Source organism: Tsuneonella deserti, assembly GCF_014644315.1.
In the GTDB taxonomy this organism is placed as follows: Bacteria; Pseudomonadota; Alphaproteobacteria; order Sphingomonadales; family Sphingomonadaceae; genus Tsuneonella; species Tsuneonella deserti.
The window spans coordinates 1,191,607-1,217,885 of sequence record NZ_BMKL01000001.1; the positions used below are offsets into that span (position 1 = coordinate 1,191,607).

Genomic DNA, 26,279 nt, shown 5'->3' on the forward strand with positions numbered 1-26,279 from the left:
TGGAGAATAAAGAGAGAGACGGCGGCGCCTCTCAGTCAATCAAGTGGAGCCACTGATAAAGACCCAGCGCCAGCATTTCGCGATGCTGGACGCTCGCGATCTGCGGAGCGGCCGTTACGCCGCACTCCGGCGTGGAACTGTACGCCGTGGCGAGAGCCGCCTTCTCTTCGTTGCTGCCGGCCTGAGTCTTCAATGCTTTCTGGACAAGACCCGGCGAATTGACCGCGATGCAGCGGGAAAGCGCATCGAGAGAATCGATCTTGCCGTTGGTCAGGTAATACGAGTGCGCCTTCCCGGTATCGAGCGACGCGGCCTTGTCAGGCATCGTTTCCGGCATTTCGCCAAGGAGCTGCTCGGCGAGCGCGGCATTGACCACGGCCACGGGTATCGCCTTTTGGACGCCGCTGAGACAGTTGGCGAATTTCTTGGTCAGCAACCCGGTAAGCGCCGCGTATCCGGGATCGTCGGTCTGGGGGCCGCCGATGTACTTCGCTGCTTCACCCTTCGCCCGGCGGCTGACGCACTTGGCCGCCGTCATGGCCGCGATGTACTCGGCCTGGACCGGATCCTTCGAATTCAACAGGCTCATGTTGTATTGGGATTGGAAGCTGTCGTTGGCATGGATGACATTGGCGTTATGGCTCATGTCCGACGGGCTTATGGGCCTGGATGGCACGCTTTGCGCCACCGAAGCCGACGACAAGACGAGCGCAATCGCCGCGGTTGCGAGGACCGTGACCGTCGATTGAAATTGACCCTTCTTCATAATGCACCCTCCACTGTTCGTAGCGACTCTGCCGAGCCTGCCGCATTGTGGCCCGGAGCCGGCGAACTTACGATATTCTCCTGGATTCGCCGTTCCAGCTCGGGCCGGAAATGCCTGATCAGTCCCTGGATCGGCCACGCCGCCGCATCGCCGAGCGCGCAGATTGTGTGGCCCTCGACCTGCTTTGTCACTTCAAAGAGCATGTCGATCTCGCTTGCGTCGGCATCGCCGGTTCGCAGGCGTTCCATCACGCGCCACATCCATCCGGTGCCTTCACGGCACGGGGTACACTGCCCGCAGCTCTCGTGCTTGTAGAAGTAGCTGATGCGGCTGATCGCGCGAACGATGTCGGTCGATTTGTCCATCACGATGACCGCCGCGGTGCCCAGGCCCGAACCCAATTCCTTGAGCCCGTCGAAATCCATCGGGCAGTCCATGATCTGGGCCGCGGGGACCAGCGGGACCGATGAGCCGCCGGGGATCACCGCCAAAAGGTTGTCCCACCCGCCGGTTATGCCTCCGCAGTGCTTTTCGATCAGCTCGCGGAAAGGGATGCTCATCGCCTCTTCGACGACGCATGGCCGCTCGACGTGGCCCGAGATCTGGAACAGCTTGGTTCCCTTGTTCCCCTCGCGCCCGAAGCTGGAGAACCAGCTCGCCCCGCGCCGAAGGATCGTAGGGACGACCGCTATGCTCTCGACGTTGTTGACCGTGGTCGGGCACCCATAGAGCCCCGCGCCCGCCGGAAAAGGCGGCTTGAGGCGCGGCTGGCCCTTCTTGCCTTCCAGGCTCTCGATCATCGCGGTCTCTTCGCCGCATATGTAGGCGCCCGCGCCGCGGTGGACGAAGACGTCAAAATCGTATCCCGAACCCGCAGCGTTCTTGCCCAGGAGGCCGGCATCGTAAGCCTCCTGCACGGCGGCGAACAGGGTCTCCGCCTCGCGGATGTATTCGCCGCGTATGTAGATGTAGGCCGCCCGCGCGCGCATCGCGAAGCCGGCGATCAGCGCGCCCTCGATCAGCTTGTGGGGATCGTGGCGGATGATCTCGCGGTCCTTGCACGAGCCGGGTTCGGATTCATCCGCGTTGATGACCAGGAAGCTCGGACGGCCGTCCTTCGATTCCTTGGGCATGAAGGACCACTTCATACCGGTCGGGAAGCCGGCGCCGCCCCGCCCGCGCAGACCGGAGTCCTTGATCTCCTGAATGATCGCGTCCTGGCCGCGCGCGGTCAGCGCCTTCGTGTCGTCCCAGTCGCCGCGGGCTTCGGCCGCCTTCAGGCGCCAATCCTGGTAGCCGTACAGATTGGTGAAGATGCGGTCCTTGTCGGCCAGGCTCATATACCCGCGCTCCTGCGCCAGAACACTGTTATGACAACCGCGACCACTGCAAGACCTGCCAGCTTTGCGTAGAGCGGCTCGACGCCTACGGCCTGCAGGCCCAGGCTCATGGCCATGCCTGCAAGTACGGCGATCAAGGGTTTCACGAACTTGCGCATCAACCCATTCCTCCTTGGCCGAGGAAGTAGATTGCCGCGACGACGATCAGCGCGATCAGGCCGAACTTGATCACGCCTTTCACCACCTTCCAGGCGATGAAGATGAGGATCAGCGCAATGATGATCGTGGCGATGCTCATCGAGCGGCATCCTCACGCTGCGCGTCGAGTTTCGCCTTCGCGGCGAGCGCGGTGAAGACCGCGATCTGCGACGTCGCGATGGCCACCATCGATGCGCCGAGAGCGACATCGCCCTTGATGAAGAACGCGATCGCGAGACCGAACAGGACCAGCGCGAACACGATGAGGAGCTTGCGGATCGCCATTACCACTCGCCCCGGTAATCGTGGTTTTCGCCGACCATCGCGGTCAGCGTGGTCGGACCGCCGACCGGCTCAACCGTGTGCCGCGCCGGATCCTGGGTGCCTTCCTTCGGGAAGCGCCCTGCGGCAAGCTCGTCGAGAACGTGGTTCAGCCGCTCGGGCGTCAGGTCCTCGTAATTGGCGTCGTTGATCTGCACCATCGGCGCGCTGGCGCAGTTGCCCATGCACTCGACCTCGGTGAGCGTGAACAGCCCATCCTCGGTCGTGTGCCCCTTCTTCATCCCGCGCTCGTAACAGGCATCCAGGATGGCATCCGACCCGCGGAGCATGCAGGGCGTCGTTCCGCAGACCTGCACATGGAAGCGGCCGACGGGGGCGATGTTGTACATCGTGTAAAACGTCGCGACCTCGAGCACGCGGATCACGGGCATATCCAGCTCGCGCGCGATGAACTCCATCACGGGCAGCGGCAGCCAACCCTGCGTGCTCGTCTCCGCGCCGACCTGATATTGTGCCAGGAACAGCAACGGCATCACTGCCGAACGCTGGCGCCCTTCGGGATAGCGCGCGACGATCTCTTTCGCCTTGGCCGCGTTATCTGGCGTCCATGCGAAATTGCCCCAGCGCTCGCGCAACTCGGGGGTATCGGGATGGGGGGAGCGATCAGCCATTAGCGGTCGCACTCCCCGAAAACGACATCGATCGCGCCAAGGATGGCGGTCGCGTCGGGCAACATGTGGCCTTTCGACATGAAATCCATCGCCTGCAGGTGACTGAACGCTGTCGGGCGGATCTTGCAGCGATAGGGCTTGTTGCTCCCGTCGCTGACCAGATAGACGCCAAACTCGCCCTTGGGGCTTTCGGTAGCGACGTAAACCTCGCCAGCGGGCACGTGAAAGCCCTCGGTGTAAAGCTTGAAGTGGTGGATCAGCGCTTCCATCGACTGTTTCATCTCGCCGCGCTTGGGCGGGACAACCTTGCGATCGGTGCTGGCGACCGGGCCTTCAGGCATTTCGGCCAGGCACTGCTTCATGATGCGGGCCGATTGCCGCACTTCCTCGACCCGGACCATGAACCGGTCGTAGCAGTCCGAGTTGGTGCCCACCGGGATGTCGAAATCCATCCGGTCGTACACGTCGTAAGGCTGGCTCTTGCGCAAGTCCCAGGGAATGCCGGCGGCGCGGATCATCGGACCCGAGAAGCCCCAGGCGATAGCGTCCGTCTTGCTCACCACAGCGATGTCGACGTTGCGCTGCTTGAAGATGCGGTTGTCGACGACAAGGCTCATGGCGTCCTCGAACAAGCGCGGCAGCCGGGTGTCGAGCCAATCGGCAATGTCTGTCAGCAGCTTTAGCGGGACATCCTGGTGCACGCCGCCCGGGCGAAACCATGCCGCGTGCATCCGCGCGCCCGAAGCACGTTCGAAGAAGTTGAGGCAGTCCTCGCGGATTTCGAACAGCCACAGGTTCGGCGTCATCGCGCCGACGTCCATCACGTGACTGCCGAGATTGAGCATGTGATTGCAGATGCGGGTCAACTCGGCAAACAAGACCCGCAGATACTGCGCGCGCAGCGGCACTTCGATGTTGAGGAGCTTTTCGATAGCGAGAACGTAGCTGTGCTCCATGCACAGCGGGCTGCAGTAATCGAGGCGGTCGAAGTACGGCAGCGCCTGGAGATAGGTCTTGTGCTCGATCAGCTTCTCGGTCCCGCGGTGGAGCAGGCCGACGTGAGGATCGATGCGCTCGATGATCTCCCCGTCCAGTTCCATCACCATGCGCAGCACGCCGTGCGCGGCCGGGTGTTGGGGCCCGAAATTGATCGTGTAGTTGGTGATGACCTCGTCGCCGGTGGTCGGCGAGCGTTCCAGTTGCATCGTCATGAGCTGCAGGTCCACGTTCCGGCCGAGAATTCAGCCTCGCCCTTTGAGCCGCCGATTTTCAAGTCGGCGGGCGATTGCTTGCCGCTGTCGAGGGGCTCGTTGGAACCTTCGGCAGGTTCGATTGCCAAATTGATACCCTCGCCAGAGTAAGCGAGATCGTCAGACGCATCGGCCTTCAGCATAACGGTGGATCCGTCGAGAACGACGACGGCCTTGCCGCTTCCCGCGATCAGCAGCGTGCGGCCCTGATAGGCATATCGACAATTGTCGTTCGTCAGCCCGATCGCCTTGCCTCCTTCGGGAGAAAGCGGGGTAAGCGTCAGATCGCCTTCCGACGCCTTGACCGGCTGCGCGTTGGTCTCTGCCAGCGGTCCGGGGCCGACATCGGCTGTTTCGCGCGGGGTCTGCCCGGGCTGCTGGGAGCAAGCCGCCAGCATTGCCGCGAGGAGTGCGGCCGCTGCTCTCATGGCTTGTCCGCCTTGGGCTTGCGGGTGCGCTTCTTTGGCTCGCTCGCGGGCTTGGTGTCCTTCGCCGTCGCCTTCCGCGGCTTGCGGGCGGGCCGGCTTTCGGTCGGTTCGGGAGCGTCCGGAGCCGGCGTGCCGGTCTCGACAGGAGCCGGCTGGCCTTGCCCTTGCCCAGCGACGGTTCCTTCAGTCGAGGCCGGCGCGACAGGCTCGGCGGCTTTCTTGTCGGTCGCCTCGCCGGCGCCCGTTTCCTTGGGGCTCTCGGTGGTCTTGACTTCGTGCACCTCCGGGGCGCCGCGCGTTTCGGGCGCCTTGCTGTCCACGCTCTTGTCGGCGTTGACGACCGGCTTCGGTTCCGGAGCCGGGGGCACCGGAGCGGCCTTCTCGTCGCCCGGCAGTACGTAATCCGCCCCTTCCCACGGGCTCATGAAATCGAACTGGCGCAGGTCCTGCGGCAGGTCCACCGGCTCATAGACCACGCGCTTCTCGTCCTCGGAGTAGCGCAGTTCCGAGTAACCGGTCAGCGGGAAGTCCTTGCGGAAAGGATGCCCTTCAAACCCGTAGTCGGTGAGAATGCGCCGCAGGTCGGTGTTGCCGGCGAAGACGACGCCGAACATGTCGAACACCTCCCGCTCGAGCCAGCCGGCGTTGGGCCACAGCGTGGTCACCGTAGGAACGGGGGTCGCTTCAGCCGCGGCGCACTTGACGATGATGCGGTGGTTCTTCGTGAGGCTGAGCAGCATGTAGACGACTTCGAACCGCTCGGCGCGGCTCGGGTAGTCGGCCCCCGCTATGTCCATCAGCTGCTGATAGTGGTGCTCGTCGCGCAGCAAGCGCAGCGCGTCGGCGACCGCATCGCGGGCAACGGTCAGCACGATCTCGCCATGCTCTTCCCGGGCAGCGACGAGCATGGTGCCCAGCGCGGCCGAGAGTGCTTCGCTCACGCCTTCGCTGGAGGCGATCCTGGGAGCCGGATGAAGGATGCTCGCCATGTCAGGAGACCTCCCTCATCGTTCGACCGTCCCCTCGCGGCGGATCTTTCGCTGCAGTTGCATCACGCCGTAGAGAAGCGCCTCGGCAGTGGGAGGGCAGCCGGGCACGTAGATGTCGACCGGCACGATCCGGTCGCACCCGCGCACGACACTGTAGCTGTAGTGATAGTACCCGCCGCCATTGGCGCAGCTGCCCATCGAGATGACGTACTTCGGGTCCGACATCTGGTCGTAGACCTTGCGCAGCGCGGGGGCCATCTTGTTGCACAGCGTTCCGGCCACGATCATCACGTCCGACTGGCGCGGAGACGCGCGCGGCGCGACGCCGAAGCGTTCCATGTCATAGCGCGGCATGTTCACGTGGATCATCTCGACCGCGCAACAGGCGAGCCCGAAGGTCATCCACCACAGCGAGCCGGTGCGGGCCCACTGGAACAGCTCCTCCGTCGAAGTGACGAGGAAACCCTTGTTATCCAGCTCGGTCGAGAGGCCGTTGTAGAAGCTCTGGTCCGGCGCCTTGCCCTCCGGGTGGAGAACCCAGTTTTCGTCCGGCCCGCTCGCAGTCGACGCGGCGGGGTTGGCAAGCTGGTGACTGAGCGAAGGCTGGCGATCTACTCCCATTCGAGCGCTCCCTTCTTCCAGGCATACGCAAGGCCGATCGCGAGTTCACCGAGGAACACCATCATCGTGGCCCAGCCTGCCCAGCCCGTCATGTCGAGGCTGACAGCCCAGGGAAACAGGAACGCGGCTTCGAGATCGAAGATGATGAACAGGATCGCCACCAGGTAGAAGCGCACGTCGAACTGGCTGCGCGGATCCTCGAACGCGGGAAAGCCGCATTCGTATTCCGACAGCTTCTCGGCGTCGGGGTTGTGGGTACCCGTCAGGCGGGAGACGCCCATCGGCAGGAACACGAAGAGCGCCGACAATGCCACGGCTATGCCGAGGAAGATCAGGATCGGCAGATACTGACTAAGATCGACCACGATGAATCCAGTTGCGGGCTCGGTTGCGGCCCGCCTCTAGGCCGCGTGCCCGAACCGCGCAAGGCCGTGGGGTTGCATTAATCCCCTGCCTGTTGCGCTTATTTCATCATACCCTTCACTGCCTTGACGGTCGCCGGCCCGTAGGGAGGCTTGAACCCGCCCAGCTTGGCGATGTCGATCTTGGGCTGGGTATAGACGCTGCGCGCGTGGCTGAATTCGCGGAAGCCCTCGATGCCATGGTACGATCCCATTCCAGACGGTCCGACGCCGCCGAACGGCAGGTCTTCCATCGAGACGTGGAAGATCACGTCATTGACCGTCACGCCACCGGAAATAGTTCGCGTGAGGACCTTGTCTCGCTCGCCGACGTCCTCGCCGAAGTAATACAGGCCGAGCGGGCGATCGTGCTCGTTCACGTAATCGATCGCTTCGTCGATCGCCTTGTAGGTCTTCACCGGCAGCACCGGTCCGAAGATTTCCTCCTGCATCGCGGCCATGTCGTCGGTCACGTTGCGCAGGATTGTCAGCGGCATCTTGCGCGCGTTGGACGAACCGAAGTCCTCGTCGGCCGGGTTGACCTCGATCACCTCGGCGCCCTTCTCGCGCGCATCGGCCACCAGCCCTTGCAGCCGGTCGAAGTGCCGGTCCGAGACAACGCTCGCGTAATCCTCGTTGTCGAGCAGCCTGGGATACATGTTGTGCACGCCAAGCTGGACCGCGGCGACCGCGCCTTCCTCCATTTCCTCAGGAACGTACATGTAATCCGGCGCTAGGCAGATCTGCCCGGCATTCATCATCTTGCCCAGAGCGATGCGCTCGCCTGCCTTGGCGAGATCCGCGTTCCGGCCGAGGAACACCGGGCTCTTGCCGCCCAGTTCGAGCGTGACCGGCACGAGGTTCTTGGCCGCGGCTTCCATTACTTTGCGACCCGTAGCGGTCGATCCGGTGAACACGAGGTGGTCGAACGGAAGCTCGGAAAAGGCGTGAGCCACTTCCGGCCCGCCCAGCACCACCGCACATTCGTCCTCGGCAAAGCGTTTGGACACCAGTTCGGCCATCAATTCGCTGGTTCGTTCGGTGAACTCGCTCGGCTTCATCATCGCGCGGTTGCCCGCGGCGAACACCTGCATCAACGGCCCGAAGCTGAGGTTCACCGGGAAATTCCAGGGGGCGAGAATGCCGATCACGCCCTTCGGTTCGAAGCGGAGTTCCGCCTTCGCGCCGAGCAGGCCGAGCGGGAACTGCACCTTGCGCTTTTCCGGACGCGACCACTGGTCGATGTGCTTCAGGCAATACTTCCCGAACCCCACGGTGCCGGCGATATCGGTGATCATCGACTGGTGCGGGCTGCGGTTGCCGAAGTCCGCGCTCATCGCCCGGCACAGCGCATCGCCATGTTCTTTCAAAAGCGCCATCGCGCGCTCCACGCGGTCCTTGCGAACGGCCAGCGGCTCGGGCCGCGCCGCGGTGAACGCGGCGCGCTGTTTCTTGAGCAGAGCTTCGAGCTCGGCTTTGCGATCTTCGGCCATGACAGTCTCCCGCGAGTTGTGATTTGCCACCTTTTTTCGACGATAGCGGGCAGCTTGGCAAGCGCCGGACGGAGCCCACGCTTTCCTACACAGTGGCTCCGTGCGAATAGGCCGGATGACCTTGTTTCGCCTTCTGCCCAGACTTGTTTCTTGCGCAACCGATGGCGGTTAGGTTTTCGCCGCCAGGACAGTGGTCCAAGTGGTCCACCGATCCAACAGAGCGAGGCTTCTCGCCGGCAACTCAAGCGTTGTTTGCCATTGCCGCAGTGCAGCATTAGATCGCTCGCATACGCAATCAGAAAGGCCCAGCCATGCCCGCTTTTTCCGCCGCCGATCCGGTCGTCATCCTTTCGTACGCGCGCACGCCGATGGGCGGCATGCAGGGCGTTCTGAGCGATGTTTCAGCAACCGAACTCGGCGCCACGGCGGTCAAGGCCGCGGTTGAGCGCGCGGGCGTTTCCGGAGAGGAGATCGAGCGGATCTACATGGGCTGCGTTCTCCCCGCCGGCCTCGGTCAGGCCCCGGCTCGTCAGGCGGCGATCAAGGCGGGCCTCCCCACCTCCGTGCAGGCGACCACTGTCAACAAGGTCTGCGGCAGCGGCATGCAGACCGTGATCATGGCAAGCGAAGCGATCGCGAGCGGCTCGCTCGACTTCGCGGTTGCCGGCGGCATGGAGAGCATGACCAATGCGCCCTACCTCCTCAAGAAGCACCGCTCGGGCGCGCGCATCGGGCATGACACCGCCTATGACCACATGTTCCTCGACGGGCTGGAAGACGCCTACGAGGCAGGGCGCGCAATGGGCACCTTCGCGCAGGACACCGCCAACGAATACCAGCTCACCCGGGAAAACCAGGACGATTACTCGGTGGAGTCGCTCCGCCGCGCGAACGAGGCGATCACCAGCGGTGCCTTTGCGGACGAGATCGTCCCGGTCACGGTGACCTCGCGCAAGGGCGAAGTGACCGTCGACACCGACGAGCAACCGCCCAAGGGGAACCCCGAAAAGCTGCGCCAGCTTCGCGCCGCGTTCGCCAAGGACGGCACGATCACCGCGGCCTCGTCGAGTTCGATAAGCGATGGAGCCGCCGCCGTGGTGCTGGCCCGCGAAAGCGTTGCGAAGGAAAAGGGGCTGGCTCCGGTCGCCCGCGTGGTGGCGATGGCGGCTCACGCCCAGGCGCCGAAGGACTTCACCACCGCTCCCGTGGGCGCGATCCGCAAGGTGCTCGACAAGGCCGGTTGGACCGTCGACGATGTCGACCTGTTCGAAGTCAACGAGGCATTCGCCTGCGTGGCGATGTTCGCGATGAAGGATCTGGGTCTTCCGCACGAAAAGGTGAACGTCAACGGAGGCGCCACCGCGCTCGGCCACCCGATCGGGGCCAGCGGCACCCGCATCATCGTGACCTTGCTCAACGCGCTCAGGCAGAAGGGATTGAAGCGCGGAGTCGCCTCGCTGTGCATCGGTGGGGGCGAAGCGACCGCCGTCGCGGTGGAGATGGCCTGACCCGCTTATCGTCATTACCCCCCGGGCGTATTCAGGCTTGCCCGGAAACGGGTCCAACAATGGGGGAGACAAAGCGATGAAGAGGCTTGGTCTGATGGCGGCGGTGGCCGCGCTTTCGGCGTGTTCCCAGAAGGCTGACGAGGCTCCGGCCGCGACCGATACGACGATGGCCGAAGCAGAGCCGGCGGCGGGGGTGACGACGGGCACTTACGATGTGAAGATGGCCGACGGCACCATGGCCAAGACGGTCATTAACGCGGACGGCACCTACGTCGATACCGACAAGGACGGCAAGGAGACCCGCGGTGCTTACGTCCGCAAGGACGGCAAGGATTGCTTCGATCCCGAAGGTGCCGATCCAGAAGTCTGCTGGTCGGTTACCGCGCCCGGTGCCGATGGCGGCTTCACGGCCACCATGCCCGACGGAAAGACCACGGTCACCGTCACTCCGGCCAGTGTGACGACGACCGTCACCACGGCTGCCACGCCCACCGCGACCGCTACGACCGCGGCGGCGACTCCGGCGCCCACGGCGACCTGATTGCGGGTGCTTCGGTATCGCACTTGGAGGGCGGCCCGAAATGGCCGCCCTTCTCGGCTTACGGCCTTGCCGCGCCCCACAAACGCTCGGCCCGCATGAAGCCGGCCCGCCCCTCGACGTCGATCCGGCACCAGCCATCAGCGCAATCATCGATATGGGCGACGACGCCGGGCTCCGCGTTCCATTTCAGCTTCGACCCGTCACCCGGCTTCTCCCGAATCGCAGCCAGACCCTCGCCGACGACGATGCCGCCCCGCTCCTTGCTCAGGAGGTTCGCGGTGACCCACCCCTCGTCTCCTGCAGGGTCGCGCACGAGGCGCCAGCCCTCGTGGACGCGGATGACCTTGAGCGGCAAGCCCGGCCGGTGGTAAACCCAGCGCACAGGATAGTCCCGTCCGGGTCCCGCGCGCAGGTTTAGCTTTTCCGTCTTGATCGACGCCCAATATGGGACCTCACGGTCCTGTGCGGCGAGCGGAGCGGTGAGAGCCAGAAAGAGAAAGGCCGGAAGTCTGAGGCGCATGTCGAAAGAAGCGATAGCGTGTGAACACCGTCTGCTTCAAGCCACGACCGCTTGACCACTCGCCCTTCCACCCACTAGCCCTCGCTATGAATGAGCGAAAGTCCAGCCCCGCGCCGTACAAGCAAGCCCAGGGTGGTGGTCACGCGTCATCTGCTTCCGTCGATTGAAGCGCGTCTGGGCGAATTGTTCGACGCGACATTCAACCAAGCCGACTTGCCCCTCACCCACGAGCAATTGGTCGCTGCCGTCCAGGAGGCGGACGTCCTCGTTCCGACGGTCACGGACAGGATCGACGCAGAGTTGATCGCGGCTGCCGGACCGCAGCTCGGTCTTATCGCGAACTTCGGGGCCGGCGTTGATCACATCGACCTTGCGGCTGCCCGCGCGCGGCGCATCATTGTCACAAACACGCCCGGGGTCTTCACCGACGACACCGCTGATCTCACGATGGCGTTGATCATCGGAGTACCCCGCCGCCTGCGCGAGGGAACCGCGCTGATCCGGCGGCACGAATGGACCGGATGGGCCCCTTCCGTGCTGCTGGGACGCAAACTTGGAGGCAAGGTGCTGGGTATTGTCGGAATGGGAAGGATCGGGCAGGCCGTTGCCTGGCGCGCGCGCGCCTTTGGCCTGACGATCCGCTATCATAACCGCCATCGCCTGCCGCAAGCGATAGAGACGATGTTCGGCGCCGAATATGTGGAAGATCTGGATACGCTTCTGCGCGACGCGGACATCGTCACTCTCCACGCGCCCGCGACGGAAGCGACTCGGGGCATGATCAGTGCCGAGCGTATTGCGTCGATGAAACCTGGCGCCACTATCGTGAACACCGCGCGCGCGGATCTCATTGATTACGAAGCGATGATCGCCGCACTGGAGAGCGGTCACCTCGGCGGCGCGGGGCTCGATGTGTTTCCGCAAGAGCCCAAGGTCGACGATCGCCTGGTCGCGCTGCCCAACGTCATTGCGCAGCCGCATATCGGAAGCGCCACGGTGGAAGGGAGAGAGGCCTCGGGTGAAAAGGTCATCGCCAACATCCGCTTCTGGGCCGACGGGCACCGGCCGCCGGACCAGGTCCTGGAGGGTCTTTTCTGACCGATCCAGCCCCCCCTGAAGCGGCGGAGGGCGTCGATACTGCCAGCGCGCTATGCCTGAGCTGCGGACTGTGCTGCGACGGCGGACTTTTCGAACTGGTTGAATTGAACGAAGAGGACCAACAGCGCCTTGCCGCGCATGGCCTGGTTGCTTCCGAAAAGTTGCAGCATCCCTGCCCCCATTTCATTGCGCCCGCGTGTTCGATTTATCGGATCCGCCCCTTTCGCTGCAGCGATTACACCTGCCGCGTGCTCGAGGGCATGCTGCAAGGCGAGTTGGAGCCAGGAGCCGCTCACGGGTTGGTCGAGCAGGCTCTGGCAATGCGCAAGTTGGTACAGGACGCCTTGCCGGGTGACGTGACTGCGGACCGTCTCGCTAGAGATTTACTTTCGGAATCGGCCGAGAACCGTGCGCCTGCCCGCCTACTCGCTTTGGCGCGGTTCGCGGCCTTCAGAATCTTTGTCGAGCGCCATTTCCTGGGCCCAAAATCCAGATGGATGACGCGCAAGTCAGCCTAAAATCAGCCGGGCTCAGTCACCCATCAGGATACGATCGACCAATTCCTTCACCGTAGGCGTGAAGTTGTTCGAATAGAACGGGTCCTGCTTGAACCGGTAGGCAGCGTGGCCGGCGAACATCAGGTTTTCGTTGATCGGCTCTCCGTGAGCAATGTTCTGCAGGGCCTTCTGGATGCAGAAACTGCGCGGATCCGCCAATCGGCCGGTAGTGTAATCGTCGTGATCCTTCCAGCTCGAGAACTGGCAGTGCGACAGGCAGCCCATGCAGTCCTTCTGGTCCTGCCGGATCACATCCCGGCTTTGGGGCGTGACGTAGACGATGGTGTCATCGGGGGTCTTGAGCACTTCGGTGTAACCCTGTGCGAACCAGCCGCAGGCGCGCTCGTAGTCCTTGGGCGCGACCCAGAAGTTCTTCCCGCGCACGCCGATGTCCAACTGCCGGGTGTGTTCTCCGGCGGCAACCTTGCTGAAAGGAATTTGCCGTTCGGAGCGGTGAATAAGGTCGTAGAGGAAATCGTTCTTCACCGCCGAGCTGTAGAAGCCGGTTGGTGAGAACTTGTGCAGCAGCACGTCTCCCTCATCGATCTCCCGCAGAGCATCCTTCCACGCCTGGGGGATCGGGCTTTCGACGGTAAGCAGTGGACGGGTGCCGAACTGGAACACGATCTTTCCGAGCTCGGGGTTGTCGATCCAGTCGTTCCACTCACGCAGGAACCAGACCCCGCCCGCCATGACGATAGCAGTGTCTTCCGAGACGCCCTCGGCGCGCATCGTCTCGCGTAGCGCCTTCACGCGCGGATAGGGATCCTCGGGCTTCAGCGGGTCTTCGGCGTTCGACAGGCCGTTGTGACCCCCGGCCAGCCACGGGTCCTCATAGACAACCGCCGCCATCAAATCGGGCACCTTGCTGTAGCTACGTTTCCAAAGCGCGCGGAAAGCACGGGCCGAACTGACGATCGGCAGGTAGTGGACATTGTAGCGCTGCGCGATCTCAGCGAGCTTGTATGGCATCCCCGCGCCGCAGGTTACGCCAGCGACCAGCCCCCGCGTCTGCTCCAGGACATTCTCTAGTATGGTCTGGGCGCCGCCCATTTCCCAAAGGACATTGATGTTGATCGCGCCGTTGCCGCCGGCGATTTCGTGCGCGCGGCGTACCTGCTCCACCGCGCCATCGATGGCATAGCGGATCAGTTGCTCGTGCCGCTCCTTGCGCGTCAGGGCATCGTAAACCTGAGGCACGATCTTGCCCTCGGCGTCATAGCTGTCGGCATTCACCGCACTTACGGTGCCGATTCCTCCGGCCGCGGCCCATGCGCCGGAGCTCATGTGATTGGTCGCCGAGACGCCCTTGCCACCTTCAACGAGCGGCCAAACTTCGCGCCCGCCATAGAGAATTGGCTGCAGACCCTTGAACGACATCGAGCTGATCGCTTCCTCAGTTAAAAACAGATGCGCTGAAATCAGCGCGTGGTCGAGCCGGTCGTTCCCGCTTCCTGTCGGCATGGCTTTATAGTCTTCGGCTCGGGCCTCGTAGCGGCTCGCTTGAACTGTGCATAGTACCCCGCGATTTCCGGGGCGTCCTTGAACGCGTCCAGCGTGAAGCCGACCCGTTCGAACTCACAGCTCAGCAGCAACGGATCGATCCCGTGCTGGTTGCTTGGCCGATTGACCTCGACCACGATCACCCGCCCGTTCGTGCGGAGGCTGGGCCAGAGCCGCCAAAGAAAGGCGTAAGGCTCCTGAACCTCATGATACATGTGGACCATGAACACCCGATCGAAGCTATTTGCCGGCAGGCGGGGATCGTCGGGCGTACCGAGACGGATCGAAACATTGTCCAGCCGCTCCCGCTCGACGCGCTGGCCCAGCCGGTCGAGCGCGTCGCGGTCGATGTCCTGCGCCAGCACCCGGCCGGTCCTCCCCACCGCCTCCGCCAACCGGACCGTGTAATACCCTTCGCCTGCACCTAGGTCGGCCACTGTCATGCCGGGCTCGATTTGCGCAAGATCCATCACCTTGCGGGCTTCGCCCACGCTATCGCGCTGGACCTCGGTCGAGAACTGGTTGGAGCCCAGCTTCGATATTGCGCGCTCAGGGCGGGGAAATTCGCGCGCGGTCTCCGGACGAGAGCTGTCCCGCCCCGGCTGCAGCCAATTGCAGCCTCCCGCCACGAGCGTAAGCGCGGCCAGCAACAGGCGCCCGGTGCGATGCATCAGTCTACGTCTTCGACATCGACCGTCTCACCGGTCACCCGCTGGGCGAGCGCTGCCGAAATGAACGGATCGAGCGCGCCATCGAGCACATCGTCGGGGGATGGCGAAGTGTAGCCCGTGCGCAGGTCCTTCACCATCTGGTACGGCTGCAGGACATAGCTGCGTATCTGGTGGCCCCAGCCGATGTCGGTCTTGCTCGCGTGCTCCGCAGATGCGGCTTCCTCGCGCTTGCGCATTTCGGCCTCGAACATCCGCGCCTTCAGCATGTTCATGGCGATTTCGCGGTTCTTGTGCTGGCTGCGGTCGATCTGGCTGGCGACAATGATTCCGCTCGGCACGTGAGTGATGCGCACCGCGCTGTCGGTCGTGTTGACGTGCTGCCCGCCTGCACCGCTCGCGCGGTAGGTGTCGATTTTGAGGTCGGCCGGATTCACCTCGATCGAGATGTTGTCGTCGATCACGGGATAGACCCAGACCGAACTGAAGCTGGTATGCCGCCGCGCGGAGCTGTCGTACGGGCTGATGCGGACAAGCCGGTGAACGCCGCTTTCAGTCTTGGCATAGCCGTACGCGTTCTCGCCCTTGATCAGCAGAGTAGCGCTCTTGATGCCTGCCTGGTCCCCGGAATGATAGTCCACCAGATCGACCTTGAAGCCCCGGCGCTCAGCCCAGCGGGTGTACATCCGCTGCAGCATTTCGGCCCAGTCCTGGCTCTCGGTTCCTCCCGCGCCGGCGTGAATCTCGAGATAGGTATCGTTGGGATCGGCTTCGCCCGAAAGCAGTGCCTGGACCTTGTCGGCATCGGCGCGCTCGGCGAGACGCTGGAGCGATGACAGCCCCTCCTGGATCACGTCCGCATCGTTTTCCGCTTCGCCAAGTTCGACGAATTCGATCGCATCGGCCATTTCGGCGCTGATCTCGTTGACGGTCCCGACTGCCGCATCGAGCCGGCGGCGTTCGCGCATGATCGCCTCGGCCGCCTTGGGATCGTCCCACAGCTTGGGATCTTCCACCCGTGCATTGAGCTCATCGAGCCGACGCAGCGCGCGGTCCCAGTCCAGCGACTGCCGGACGAGCGCGAGGGCGGCGTGAATACGATCGATGTTGGCCTGCCCTTCGGCACGCATGAAATATTACTCCAAAGAAAATTGGTCCGCCGCTTAGCGGACCATGGGCGGTTGGCAAAGGGATCCGGTCAGTCCCCGCGTTAGCGGCGGGGCTTCGCCTTCAGCTTGCGCACCGCTTCGAGAGTCAGCCGCACGTGATCCTTGTAGTCGAGGTCCGAGTGCACGAATGCGATGCGCCCGTTGCGATCGATCACGTAGCTGGTGCGCTGGGTCAAACCCGTCTCCTTGCCATCCGAAACGAGCGCTGCGTCATAGGCCTGCACGATCTTCGGAGTTGCGACTGCCACGGCGAATTTGTCGCGGCAGGCTTCCTGCGAAAACCGCTTTAGCGTCTCGATCTCGTCATTGGACACCCCGATTACCGTCGCGCCATAGCGGGCGAACTCTGGAGTAGCCTCTGCGAACCCGTGAGCCTCGAGCGTACAACCCTTGGTGAAGGCCTTGGGGTAGAAATAGAGGACGACCGGCCCTTTCGCGAGGGCGGCCTTCAAGTTGAAGCCGAATGCTTTGCCCGCGAGCGCCGCCTGGGTTGCGAAGTTGGGTGCCTTGGCCCCTACGGGTAGGTGCGCGGAAGCTGGACCGGCAACGAGCAGGAAAGCGGCGGCGAAGGCAGCAAACATTTTCATGTGAGGGCTCCACTCCCTGTTCGTCATGAGGCGGTGCATCAGTAAATCCCGCCCTGGTCCTCTACGAAATCCTGCTTTTCTGTGTCCTGCCGTTTCTGCCTGGCGGCGGCCGCGGCGGTATTCGCCTGGCGTCCGCGGCGGATCAGCTCGAGGATTTCATTGCGTCGTGCCGCGACCTCGTCTTGCCTCGTGGCCCGAGGCGGCTCCGTGCTCGGCTTGAAGGCTTCCCAAATGACCGAGGCCTTGGGCTCGTTGGTCGGCCACGCATCGAACACGCGCTTGCCGCTCTGGCGGTCGATCCGCACCATTCGCACACCGGCCGGAGCGACGAAGGGTTCGTCGGACCAGCGATCGCGGGTGGACTTCACGAAGTCGATGAAGATCGGTGCGCCGGTGTTGCCGCCCTGAACCCAACCACCAAGGTTCCGCGGCTTGTCAAAGCCGATATACGTACCGGCCACGATGTCCGGCGATCCGCCCACGAACCAGGCGTTCGTCGGACCGGTGGTCGTACCCGTTTTGCCAAACAGCGGGAGCTTGAGCGCGCTCACGCGGACCGCCGTCCCCCGTTGGACCACGCCCTCGAGCATGTGAATCACCTGGTAGGCAGTCCGCGGGTCCATCACCTGCCGCCCGGACGCCGCGAGGCGGGGCATGCCCTTGCCATTCCATTCGGCCATGTTGCACCCCGCGCACTCGCGCTTGTCGGCGCGCCAGATGATCTTGCCGCGCCGATCCTGCACGTAGTCGATCAGCGACGGAGTATGCATCCGCCCGAAGTTTGCCAGCGCCGAGTAGGCATTGACCATCTTCAGAACCGTCGTGTCACCCGCACCCAGGGCGAACGCAGGGTAGGGCTTGTACGAGCCGATTCCCATCCGCTCGAATGTGCGCACCACGTTGGGCATCCCTGCATCCATCGCGATATGCACGGTCATCAGGTTCCGGCTCTGCTCGAGCCCCCAGCGCATGGTATGCACCCCGCCCCCTCCCCCGCCGAAGTTGCGGAAGCATTTCTCGCCAAGGGCGGCGCCCTGATAGAAGCAGTAGGCCTGGTCGGGCACCTCAGTCGCCGGGGTCATTCCCTGGTCGAGGCCGGTCGCATAGACGAACGGCTTGATGGTGGAACCGGGCTGGCGCAGCGCCTGCGTCGCGCGGTTGAAGTCCGTCAGCCGATAGTCGAAGCCGCCCTGCATCGCGAGTACGCGCCCGGTTGCAGGCTCCTCTGCAACGAAGCCGCCCGAAACTTCCGGCACAGTGCGCACGGCATAGGAACTGCCCGCGGGCGCGGCCGCAATCACGTCGCCGGCTTTCAGCGCGTCAGGCAGACCGGTCAGCGGCGCGGTGTCGCCGTCGGAAAAGCCGATCGTGGCGCTTGACCCGCTTCGCCTGGTCACCACGCCAATGCGCCAGTCCTTGTAGTTGATGCCGAGAGGAGACGCGGCGAGTTGGGATTGCCACGTGTCGTCACCGACTTCGATATGTGCAAGCGGGCCGCTCCAGCCTTTGCCAGCGCTGTAACGCAGTATTCCGCCCCGGAGGGCGTCGCGTGCCGCTGTCTGCAGCTTCGGGTCGAGCGACGTGCGCACCCACAGGCCGCCCGCATACACGCTGTTCTTGCCGTCATCGGCGGTTTCGCCGAACTTCTCCATCAGCTGGCGGCGAACGTCTTCAAGGAAGTAGCCGGCGTCAACCGATGGAACGGTCGACCGCGAAGGCTTCAGACCGAGCGGCTTCGCCTTGGCCGCGGCACCCTGCTCGGCCGTGATGAAGTCATTGGCCACCATCTGATCGAGGACGAAATTGCGGCGGGCGAGCGCCATGCCTTCGTACTTCTTGCGCCCGTAGCGTTCGGGCGCCTTGGGAAGGATCGCGAGGAAAGCCATCTCATGCAGATCAAGGTCGCCCACGTCCTTGTCGAAGTAGGCTCGGGATGCTGCCTGGACGCCGTAACTGCGGCGGCCAAGAGGGATTTCATTCAGGTAGAGCTCCAGGATTTGGGGCTTGGTAAGCACGCCCTCGATCCGCCGCGCCAGAATCATTTCCTTTAGCTTGCGCGTCACCGAGTACTCGTCGCCCAGCAGGATGTTCTTGGCGACCTGCTGGGTGATCGTCGAACCGCCGACAGCGCGTTCGCCGGAACCGAACTTGGTGGCATAGTCGATGACCGCGAACAGGGTTCCGGTGATGTCCACTCCGCCATGACTGAAGAACGTCTTGTCCTCCGCCGCCAGAAACGATTCGATGAGCTCTTGCGGAAAGTCGGCGTATTGAAGCTGGACCCGCCGCTCCCGGGCATAGGAGTGGACGATACCCCCGTCGATGCCGCGTACGATCGTTGGCAATGGCGGCTCGTAGTCCAGGAGGGTCTCCGCGTCGGGCAGGTCCTTCGCGAGGAAGGCCCAGCCTATTACGAGAAGCACCAGGCCTGCGGCGATCACGCTTGCAAGCCAGCGGAACCAGCGCTTCTCGCGCCAGTTGCCGCGGAACCACTGGGCCACCCCCTGCGTGTCGCGGCGGATGCGGTAGCGAAAATGTTCGAGCGTGGTGGTATCGGGCATAAATCGCGCGCGCCTTAGCATGCCGATTCCTCGCCGCGCCAGTTCCAAAGGTTACGCTGTGTTCGACTGCCGCGCGAAATAGATGCGAATGGCGCGAGCAAGGACTCGGGCGAACGTCTCCCGGCCTGCGGGCGAGGCGAGACGGGTGGCCTCGTCTAGGTTCGAGATAAACCCTGCCTCGTAAAGGACAGAGGGCACGTCGGGTGCCTTTAGAACAGCTAGTCCTGCGGAGCGGATTGCCTGGGGATGGAAGACAAGGCTTCCCTTCCCTTCACGCGCAACCAGCCTGGCGAATTCGGCGCTGTCAGCCTGCGTTCGTTCCTGCGACAACTCGACTAGGATCGAATTTACCGCGTCGCTCTGCCCGGTGAGCGGGACCCCATTTACGGTGTCGACGGCATTTTCGCGCGCTGCGAACCGGGCGGCCGCCTCGCTCGATGCAGTCAGGGAAAGGGTATAGATGCTCGCTCCCGCAATCGAGTCTTTCTCGCCCGCCGAATCTGCGTGGATCGACAGGAATAGGTCGGCGCCCAACGCCCGGGCAATCGCGAACCGCTCATCGAGCACGAGGAAACGATCGTCAGTACGCGTCAGCGCGACGCGCACCCCTCCCTCTCGCACGATCTCGTCCCGCAGCGCAGTCGCGAGCGCGAGCACGAGATCCTTCTCGCGAAAACCTTGCCCGCTGGCCCCCGGATCATGTCCCCCGTGGCCCGCGTCGATGACCACCAGCGGACGCGACTTGTCGGGTGGGCCATAGATTTTCGGGAGATCGACCGGTTCGCCAGCCGGCGGGAGGGCGAACCTGATGACATAGCCCCGTCCCAGCGTCGGCACCGGCAAGGTCAATCCGAAGACAAAAAGTGCCCCGAGGAGGGCAACCGGGGAGAGAAAAATCAGCCAGAGCCGAGCGCGCAGGGACATTGCGCACGATGGTTAGGAGGTTGCGCGGGCTCCGCGCAATATGGTTGCCGGGTTTAACCCACGATGCTAGCAGATAGATAACCGGGGCACCCTGCCTTAGTGCCAGCCACAGCGCATGTATCGATGCGCAGGACAGGATCGCACCCGGCTACCGACCGTGGCATTTCGCACCGGTTCACTACCAGGTTGACGCAAGCGATGAGCCTCCCCTCCCTGCAAACCTCGACGGCGCCGCTGCGCGGCCGCGCGAGCTTTGCCGGCCGGGGCGCGCGGTGCGTGTACAAGCACATCCTTGCAGACACATCATTCCGGCCTGCCGCCTGTCGGCGTGCAGGCCGGTTAGTTTTCGCCGCTTCGCAAACATCGCCTGGCGGCGGTTCACCCATTTCGCGCGAGGCCTCTGTCCGGTTCGATGCAGATCGAGCCCGGCCGGCCCGCGCACGGAGAATTCAATATGGCAACGCGCATGCTTATCGATGCGCGCCACCCGGAAGAAACCCGGGTGGCGGTACTGCAGGGTAACCGGATCGAGGAATTCGATTTCGAATCTGCCGAACACAAGCAGATCAAAGGCAATATCTACCTTGCCAAGGTAACCCGGGTAGAACCCAGCCTGCAGGCCGCGTTCGTGGATTTCGGCGGCAACCGGCACGGTTTCCTGGCCTTCAGCGAGATCCACCCCGATTACTACCAGATCCCCAAGGAGGATCGCGAACAGCTGCTCGCCGAGGAGGCCGAGGCGGCCGAGGAGGAGGCAAAGCTCCGCGCGGAGGAGGAAGAAAGCGGTCATTCGCCGGGCGATGAATACGACGCCGATGACGAGACTGGCGAGGCACTGGTCGAAGAAATCGCCGAGGATGGGGTCGAGGAAATCGACACCTCCGAGAAGGATCACGTCTCCACGATTGAAGGTGGACACCTCGAGAATGGCGACGATGAAAACGGCGACGAAGGCGATGAAGACGGCCGGGATGGCGAAGAGTCATCCGACGGAAGCGATGAGGAAGATCGTTCGCGTGGCCGTGGCCGCGGACGCCGTCAGGGCAAGGGTGGCCGCAGCCGCGCCAAGGAAGTGGACGAAGTGCGCGCCAAGCGCATGGCGCTGCGTCGGCGGTACAAGATCCAGGACGTCATCCAGCGGCGTCAGGTGCTGCTGGTCCAGGTCGTCAAGGAAGAGCGCGGCAACAAGGGCGCTGCCCTGACCACATACCTCAGCCTGGCAGGCCGCTATTGCGTGCTCATGCCCAATTCCAGCCACGGGGGTGGCATCAGCCGCAAGATCAGCTCGGCCGCGGATCGCAGCCGGCTCAAATCGATCGTTAGCGACCTGTCGCTGCCCAAGTCCATGGGTCTTATCGTTCGCACCGCGGGCCTCCAGCGCACCAAGCCCGAGATCAAGCGCGATTTCGATTACCTCGCACGCCTGTGGGACGAAATCCGGGAGCGCACGCTATCCAGTGTCGCCCCGGCGATGATCCATTCGGATTCGGACCTCATCAAACGGGCGATCCGGGACATCTACAACAAGGAAGTCGAGGAAGTCGTCGTCGAGGGCGAACAAGGTTATCGCCTGGCCCGCGAATTCATGAAGCTGCTGATGCCGAGCCACGTGCGGCGGGTGAAGGCGTATTCCGATCCCGTCCCGCTGTTCCAGCGCTACGGCGCCGAAGACCAGCTGCGCGCGATGTACGATCCGGTCGTCCAGCTCAAGAGCGGCGGCTACCTCGTCATCAACCCGACCGAGGCCCTGGTTTCGATCGACATCAACTCGGGTCGCTCGACCAAGGAGCATGGGATCGAAGCGACCGCGGTCAACACCAACCTCGAAGCTGCTCGCGAAATTGCCCGTCAACTGCGCTTGCGCGACATGGCCGGGCTGGTCGTGATCGACTTCATCGACATGGAGCACGGCTCGAACGTGCGGAAGGTCGAGAGGGCGATGAAGGACGCTCTGAAGAACGATCGCGCGCGCATCCAGGTCGGCCGTATTTCCAGCTTCGGCTTGATGGAAATGAGCCGCCAGCGCCTTCGCACCGGCGTCCTCGAGGCTACGACGCGCGAATGTCCGCACTGCGATGGCACCGGGCTGGTGCGCACCGCTTCAAGCGCAGGGCTTTCCGCGCTGCGCCTGATCGAAGACGAAGCCGCCAAGGGCAAGGGTTCGGTCATCAGCCTCTTCGCATCAACCGAAGCGGCCGTGTACTTGCTCAATGCCAAGCGCTCGGACCTCGCCGAGATAGAGGATCGCTACGGCGTGATGGTGGAAGTACTGCCGGAGGGTGAGCAGGAGGGCGCGAAGATGCGCGTCGCCAGCAGCGGCCCCCGCCCCACCACTCCGCCGAGATTCGAACCCATCGTCGAAATCGATGAAGAGCCGGTCGAGGAAGAAGAATTCGAGGCTGAGGCTGAGGAATCTCCCGACGACGACAACGATCGTAACCGGAAAAACCGGCGCCGCCGTGGTGGCCGCAACCGTCGGGAACGGGAGGGACTACGCGAAGGAGGGTCTTCGGAAGAGGCCGACGAAACTGCTGTCGACCAGGACGACGTCTCCGGCGAGGCTTCTGGCGAGGCCCAGGAACGGGCCGAAGACGGTGATGACGAGGACCGTCCGCGCAAGAACCGCCGCCGTCGCGGTGGGCGTCGCAGGCGCGGTCGCGGGCGCGATGAGGGCGAAGCAACGAGCGGCAAGGCCGAGGGCGGCGATATCGAAACTGGCGACGCCGAAGCTATCGAGGCATCGATCGGAGCGCAGCTGACCGAGGATGCCGCGGTAGTCGGTGCTCCGACCGATGGTGAGCCGGCCGGCGGATCGCCGGAACTCGAGCAACCCAAGAAGCGGTCACGCAGGCGCAAGCCGGTGGCAGATGCTGCGCCCGTCGACGGGACGAAGGAGCCCGAGGCTTCCGCGCAAGAGCATCCTGCGCCAGCAGCGGAAGAGGGACCCGCCCCTGCGGCTGAAAAGCCCAAGCGCACCCGTCGAAAGAAAGCCGACCCGGTCGCGCAACCGGAAGACAGTGTAGTCGCTGAGGCGACGAGCCCTGAAGCGCCTGCGGGCGAAGAAGCTCCTGCCCCCAAGCCTCGCCGGTCGCGCGCGAAGAAAGCTTCTCCGGCCGAAGTCGCCGAACCGGTCAGCGCTGATCCCGTCACCGCTCCGGCGGAGGAAGCGGTCCAGAGCGAAGAGCCCTCGACTGGCGCAGAGCCCGCGCCGGCTGCGAAACGCGGTTGGTGGCAGCGGACTTTCGGCGAGTAACAACGAAAATCCCCGGTCGCGGCGCGGCCGGGGATTCGGTAGGTCAGACTGGCGCTCTGCGCGCCATTCCCCACTCCATCCAGGCAAGAAAACGAGGCGCGTGAGGCAGATACCCCTGCCCGGCCCGCTCGACGGTCAACCCGGCCTGCTCGAGAGCGCTGCCTATCGGGCGAGTGAGATGGCAGTTACCGGCCAGCCGCTTCCAGATCGGTTCGATACGCCTTTGCCATGCGGCGGGCCCCGCATCGGGCGCGCGCCCGTGCTCAAGAAAAAGCAGAACACCGTCATGCTTCAGCACGCGACGCATCTCGCCGATGGCCTGTGCGTGATTATCGACTGAACAGAGCGTGTAAGTGCATACCACGGTATCGAACAGCTCACTGCTGAAGGGGATTTCCTCCGCCATACCGTCGCGAATTTCGGCATCCCATCCCCGGGCGCGGGCTCGCGAGAGCGCTCCCTGCCGAAGGGTTTCGTTGGGGTCGATACCGGCGAATCTGGTCACTTTCGCCGGATCATAGTGACGCTGGTTCAGCCCCCCGCCGCAGCCGATCTCCAGGACGCTACCATAGGCTACCGGGACAATCTTCGCACGCAGGTGGTCGATTTCCTTTTGTCCGCAGGCGCAGGTGATCAGCCGCGGCATAATCTTTCGGTCGTACCAGGCGCGCAAATCCATCCTTTGTCCTCCCGGGCCCGATCCTAACGCTGGCACAACGAGTGGCAATCGGGATAAGCGCGGGATTGATGGTCGAACCGATAGCCACGCTTGTCCTCGCCGGATCCCGCCCCGGTCCCGATCCTCTGCTGGTCGGCACCGGTCTCGGCAGCAAGGCCCTCCTGCCGGTGGCCGGCAAACCGATGCTCGCCCACGTGCTCGCCGCCCTCGCGCCAAGCGACCAAGTTGGGTCGATCACGATCGTTGCCCAGGACACTTCGGCGCTCGCGGCACACCCTGTAGTCGCCGATTTGGCTGGCCGGGCGGAATGGTACAACTCGAACGGGTCGATCGCGGATGCGGTCGCTGACGCGTTGAGGAAGACGGGCGGCCCTCTCCTGGTTACTACGGCGGACAACGTCTTGCTCACGCCGGCGATGATTTCCCAGTTCCTCGACGAGGCGCACGGAAGCGATGTCGGCGTGGGCATGGTTTCCCGTCGTGCACTCGAGACGGCCGGTTATTCCTCGGCGCGAACCTGGCTCAAATTCCGGGGTGATCAATGGTCCGGTGCGAACCTGTTCCTGCTTGGCGGCCCACAAGTTTTACCCCTCGTCGAATTCTGGCGCACGATTGAGCAGGACCGGAAGAAAGGACTCAAGCTCGTCGGCGCATTCGGCCCTAGTCTGTTACTGGGCGCGGCCATGCGGTGGATAGACATCCACACGTTCGCAGCAAGGGCGGCGGGACGATTCGGGTTGAGCGCGAAAATAGTTGCGATGAATGCTGCGGAGGCGTGCATCGATGCCGACAAGCCTGCCGACATCACGCTGATCGAGAGGGTGCTGGCCGAGCGTCAGGCGCCGAGCACCTGATCGATCAGCCGCCGTGCTTCTGCGCGCTCCGCCGCATAGTCCATCGTCGCGTCGATTTCCGCGATTCGAGCCCCCCCGAACGTTAGCAGGGGCGTCACCGCGATCTTCTGCTCGACCAGAGTCCGATCATGTTCGGGTTTGCGCGCCAAAGCGGTATCGGCGTCGATGGCGAGCCTGATGACGAGCGTCGGAACGTACGTGGCCATCTCCGCATAGAGGCGCGCCTCACGCGCGGCGAGCCAGCGCACAAAGGGACCTTCCGCCCGCGCAGCCGACAATCCCGGGCCGTCGTAGAAGCCTGGTACTTCGACCTGGGGGTAGCGATCGGTGATCACGACAATGCCGCGCCTTCTCCGGGCAAGCATCGCATCGAAGCGCGCCTTCCGGCTGCGTGAGAACAGATAGACCACCAACGCGGTCAGCAGCCCTGGAATGCGATCCTTCGGGTCGCGGGTCCGGCCTGCCTTCTTGGCAATGAAGGGCGTAAGCAGCGCCCCAAGGATCGGCGTCGTGGCGATGCGGTGGCCGATCTGACCAGAGCCAAGCCCCAGGTAAACGTATTCAGCCGGTCTTTCCGCCGCCAGGTCAGCGGCAAGATCGGCGGCCAGCGTGGATTTTCCCGACCCGTCCGCACCGACGATCGCAATCACCGGTGCAAGAGGCCCGTTCTCCTTCACCTCATATCCCGGTAATATCCCGCCCAGGAGGCGATCTCGGACAGCAGGAAAAGCGCCGCGACGACCGCCCAGCCCTGCATCACCCACATGTGGGCAGGTGCAACGGACTCAAGATCGAAGCCGGCGTAAGCGAACAACGTGCCCGCGACCGAAGTCCACAGCAGAAACACCTTTTGCCGCTCGCGCCAGATCATGCGCTTCCACCAGAAGTTGTACTTGGGCTTTACCCAGCCGTGAAAACGCGGAAACAACGCCGGGACGTCCTTAGCCCAATCGGCATGTGCCTGTCCGAACTTGCCGCGCAGGAACTCTTCCTCGTAGATCGAGACACGCTCATAGATCAGGATGGACAGCAGCAAGGTGATCGCCGCGAATGCCCAGCTTCCGCTAAGCATGGCCATGCCGGTATAATTGACGATACGACCGACATACAGCGGGTTGCGTACAAGGGAGTAGGGGCCGGTTGTGTTGAGCTCCGCAGCCTCAGCCGCGGCTTTCACACGTCCCGAAGTCCCGAGTGCTGCCCAGCCGCTTGTAAAGATGCGGATGACGGCGCCCAACGTTGCCACAACGACCCCGGCGACGAACCACGATCGGTCGGCCTGCTCGCCCGCGAACGGGCCGAGATCGCGAGCAAACCACATGATGGCGATTGCCAGCGCGATGACGATGTAGATGTAGGCGCCGCGGATAACGAAGAGGAACTTCCCACTCCGCGCCAGTTCATGCTGATACATTGAA

28 protein-coding genes are annotated in these 26,279 nt (G+C 63.7%); 6 read left to right on the forward strand and 22 right to left on the reverse strand.

Annotated features, from left to right (window positions below):
* Positions 1–31: 31 nt before the first annotated feature.
* The 12 genes from IEW58_RS05600 to IEW58_RS05655 all read right to left on the reverse strand — a co-directional run bounded on the left by IEW58_RS05600 (position 32) and on the right by IEW58_RS05655 (position 8,439).
* Positions 32–646 carry a hypothetical protein gene (locus tag IEW58_RS05600; protein WP_188644222.1) on the reverse strand — a complete coding sequence of 205 codons (615 nt, stop codon included), beginning with the start codon at positions 644–646 and terminating at the stop codon, positions 32–34.
* 116 nt (positions 647–762) lie between these two features.
* On the reverse strand, positions 763–2,106 hold the full coding sequence (gene nuoF / locus IEW58_RS05605; RefSeq protein WP_229658448.1) for an NADH-quinone oxidoreductase subunit NuoF: 1,344 nt from the start codon (positions 2,104–2,106) through the stop codon (positions 763–765).
* Complete coding sequence (locus IEW58_RS05610; RefSeq protein WP_188644223.1) at positions 2,103–2,264, reverse strand: hypothetical protein; 162 nt, start codon at positions 2,262–2,264, stop codon at positions 2,103–2,105. The genes nuoF and IEW58_RS05610 overlap by 4 nt, the downstream gene beginning before the upstream one ends.
* Positions 2,264–2,404 (reverse strand): hypothetical protein, encoded by a 141-nt coding sequence (locus IEW58_RS05615; RefSeq protein ID WP_188644224.1) that lies wholly within the window; start codon positions 2,402–2,404, stop codon positions 2,264–2,266. Before IEW58_RS05615 ends, IEW58_RS05610 begins: the two co-directional genes overlap by 1 nt.
* Positions 2,401–2,589, reverse strand: a complete 189-nt coding sequence (locus IEW58_RS05620; protein ID WP_188644225.1) for a hypothetical protein — start codon at positions 2,587–2,589, stop codon at positions 2,401–2,403. Before IEW58_RS05620 ends, IEW58_RS05615 begins: the two co-directional genes overlap by 4 nt.
* Entirely contained in the window at positions 2,589–3,257 is a 669-nt protein-coding gene (gene nuoE / locus IEW58_RS05625) for an NADH-quinone oxidoreductase subunit NuoE (protein WP_188644226.1), read from the reverse strand. The genes IEW58_RS05620 and nuoE overlap by 1 nt, the downstream gene beginning before the upstream one ends.
* Positions 3,257–4,468, reverse strand: a complete 1,212-nt coding sequence (locus IEW58_RS05630) for an NADH-quinone oxidoreductase subunit D (protein WP_188645682.1) — start codon at positions 4,466–4,468, stop codon at positions 3,257–3,259. The genes nuoE and IEW58_RS05630 overlap by 1 nt, the downstream gene beginning before the upstream one ends.
* A complete protein-coding gene (locus IEW58_RS05635; RefSeq protein WP_188644227.1) occupies positions 4,465–4,935 on the reverse strand; it encodes a hypothetical protein in 471 nt (156 codons plus the stop codon). The genes IEW58_RS05630 and IEW58_RS05635 overlap by 4 nt, the downstream gene beginning before the upstream one ends.
* Complete coding sequence (locus IEW58_RS05640) at positions 4,932–5,924, reverse strand: NADH-quinone oxidoreductase subunit C (protein WP_188644228.1); 993 nt, start codon at positions 5,922–5,924, stop codon at positions 4,932–4,934. Before IEW58_RS05640 ends, IEW58_RS05635 begins: the two co-directional genes overlap by 4 nt.
* Positions 5,925–5,939: 15 nt before the next feature.
* Complete coding sequence (locus IEW58_RS05645; RefSeq protein WP_229658449.1) at positions 5,940–6,545, reverse strand: NuoB/complex I 20 kDa subunit family protein; 606 nt, start codon at positions 6,543–6,545, stop codon at positions 5,940–5,942.
* Positions 6,536–6,910 (reverse strand): NADH-quinone oxidoreductase subunit A, encoded by a 375-nt coding sequence (locus IEW58_RS05650; protein ID WP_188644229.1) that lies wholly within the window; start codon positions 6,908–6,910, stop codon positions 6,536–6,538. The genes IEW58_RS05645 and IEW58_RS05650 overlap by 10 nt, the downstream gene beginning before the upstream one ends.
* Before the next feature lie 98 nt (positions 6,911–7,008).
* A complete protein-coding gene (locus tag IEW58_RS05655; RefSeq protein WP_188644230.1) occupies positions 7,009–8,439 on the reverse strand; it encodes a coniferyl aldehyde dehydrogenase in 1,431 nt (476 codons plus the stop codon).
* A gap of 311 nt (positions 8,440–8,750) precedes the next feature.
* On the opposite strand from IEW58_RS05655, the gene IEW58_RS05660 reads away from it, so the two are divergent.
* Both IEW58_RS05660 and IEW58_RS05665 read left to right on the forward strand, forming a co-directional pair.
* The gene (locus IEW58_RS05660) at positions 8,751–9,947 is read left to right on the forward strand and encodes an acetyl-CoA C-acyltransferase (protein ID WP_188644231.1); all 1,197 of its coding nucleotides are present in this window, start codon (positions 8,751–8,753) and stop codon (positions 9,945–9,947) included.
* 76 nt (positions 9,948–10,023) lie between these two features.
* Entirely contained in the window at positions 10,024–10,488 is a 465-nt protein-coding gene (locus IEW58_RS05665; RefSeq protein ID WP_188644232.1) for a hypothetical protein, read from the forward strand.
* 58 nt (positions 10,489–10,546) lie between these two features.
* On the opposite strand, the gene IEW58_RS05670 is transcribed toward IEW58_RS05665, so the two are convergent.
* Positions 10,547–11,008, reverse strand: coding sequence for an SH3 domain-containing protein (locus IEW58_RS05670; RefSeq protein WP_188644233.1), 462 nt, complete (start codon positions 11,006–11,008; stop codon positions 10,547–10,549).
* Between the two features lie 90 nt (positions 11,009–11,098).
* Here IEW58_RS05670 and IEW58_RS05675 point away from each other — a divergent pair, with 90 nt between their 5' ends.
* Positions 11,099–12,106: a 2-hydroxyacid dehydrogenase gene (locus tag IEW58_RS05675; RefSeq protein WP_188644234.1), complete on the forward strand. Its 1,008-nt coding sequence runs from the start codon at positions 11,099–11,101 to the stop codon at positions 12,104–12,106.
* A gap of 56 nt (positions 12,107–12,162) precedes the next feature.
* Positions 12,163–12,624, forward strand: coding sequence for a YkgJ family cysteine cluster protein (locus tag IEW58_RS05680; protein WP_268237121.1), 462 nt, complete (start codon positions 12,163–12,165; stop codon positions 12,622–12,624).
* A 12-nt stretch (positions 12,625–12,636) separates the two neighbouring features.
* Here IEW58_RS05680 and IEW58_RS05685 read toward each other — a convergent pair whose 3' ends face one another.
* From IEW58_RS05685 to IEW58_RS05710, 6 genes are all read right to left on the reverse strand, one after another.
* Positions 12,637–14,043 (reverse strand): NAD(P)H-dependent flavin oxidoreductase, encoded by a 1,407-nt coding sequence (locus tag IEW58_RS05685; protein WP_188644235.1) that lies wholly within the window; start codon positions 14,041–14,043, stop codon positions 12,637–12,639.
* 41 nt (positions 14,044–14,084) lie between these two features.
* Positions 14,085–14,837 carry a class I SAM-dependent methyltransferase gene (locus IEW58_RS05690; RefSeq protein WP_188644236.1) on the reverse strand — a complete coding sequence of 251 codons (753 nt, stop codon included), beginning with the start codon at positions 14,835–14,837 and terminating at the stop codon, positions 14,085–14,087.
* Complete coding sequence (gene prfB, locus IEW58_RS05695) at positions 14,837–15,964, reverse strand: peptide chain release factor 2 (protein WP_188644237.1); 1,128 nt, start codon at positions 15,962–15,964, stop codon at positions 14,837–14,839. Before prfB ends, IEW58_RS05690 begins: the two co-directional genes overlap by 1 nt.
* An 80-nt stretch (positions 15,965–16,044) precedes the next feature.
* Positions 16,045–16,590 (reverse strand): peroxiredoxin, encoded by a 546-nt coding sequence (locus tag IEW58_RS05700; RefSeq protein ID WP_188644238.1) that lies wholly within the window; start codon positions 16,588–16,590, stop codon positions 16,045–16,047.
* A gap of 38 nt (positions 16,591–16,628) precedes the next feature.
* Positions 16,629–19,151 (reverse strand): penicillin-binding protein 1A, encoded by a 2,523-nt coding sequence (locus tag IEW58_RS05705; protein ID WP_188644239.1) that lies wholly within the window; start codon positions 19,149–19,151, stop codon positions 16,629–16,631.
* Between the two features lie 51 nt (positions 19,152–19,202).
* Complete coding sequence (locus IEW58_RS05710; protein WP_188644240.1) at positions 19,203–20,075, reverse strand: N-acetylmuramoyl-L-alanine amidase family protein; 873 nt, start codon at positions 20,073–20,075, stop codon at positions 19,203–19,205.
* 454 nt (positions 20,076–20,529) lie between these two features.
* Here IEW58_RS05710 and IEW58_RS05715 point away from each other — a divergent pair, with 454 nt between their 5' ends.
* The gene (locus IEW58_RS05715; protein WP_188644241.1) at positions 20,530–23,328 is read left to right on the forward strand and encodes a ribonuclease E/G; all 2,799 of its coding nucleotides are present in this window, start codon (positions 20,530–20,532) and stop codon (positions 23,326–23,328) included.
* 43 nt (positions 23,329–23,371) lie between these two features.
* Here IEW58_RS05715 and IEW58_RS05720 read toward each other — a convergent pair whose 3' ends face one another.
* Complete coding sequence (locus IEW58_RS05720; protein WP_188644242.1) at positions 23,372–24,007, reverse strand: class I SAM-dependent methyltransferase; 636 nt, start codon at positions 24,005–24,007, stop codon at positions 23,372–23,374.
* A 68-nt stretch (positions 24,008–24,075) separates the two neighbouring features.
* Between IEW58_RS05720 and IEW58_RS05725 the strand changes: the two genes are divergently transcribed.
* The gene (locus tag IEW58_RS05725; RefSeq protein ID WP_188644243.1) at positions 24,076–24,861 is read left to right on the forward strand and encodes a nucleotidyltransferase family protein; all 786 of its coding nucleotides are present in this window, start codon (positions 24,076–24,078) and stop codon (positions 24,859–24,861) included.
* On the opposite strand, the gene IEW58_RS05730 is transcribed toward IEW58_RS05725, so the two are convergent.
* Together IEW58_RS05730 and IEW58_RS05735 are read right to left on the reverse strand one after the other, a co-directional pair.
* On the reverse strand, positions 24,843–25,538 hold the full coding sequence (locus tag IEW58_RS05730) for a nucleoside/nucleotide kinase family protein (RefSeq protein ID WP_188644244.1): 696 nt from the start codon (positions 25,536–25,538) through the stop codon (positions 24,843–24,845). The genes IEW58_RS05725 and IEW58_RS05730 overlap by 19 nt on opposite strands.
* Positions 25,535–26,275 carry a methyltransferase family protein gene (locus IEW58_RS05735; protein ID WP_188644245.1) on the reverse strand — a complete coding sequence of 247 codons (741 nt, stop codon included), beginning with the start codon at positions 26,273–26,275 and terminating at the stop codon, positions 25,535–25,537. Before IEW58_RS05735 ends, IEW58_RS05730 begins: the two co-directional genes overlap by 4 nt.
* Between the last annotated feature and the right edge of the window lie 4 nt (positions 26,276–26,279).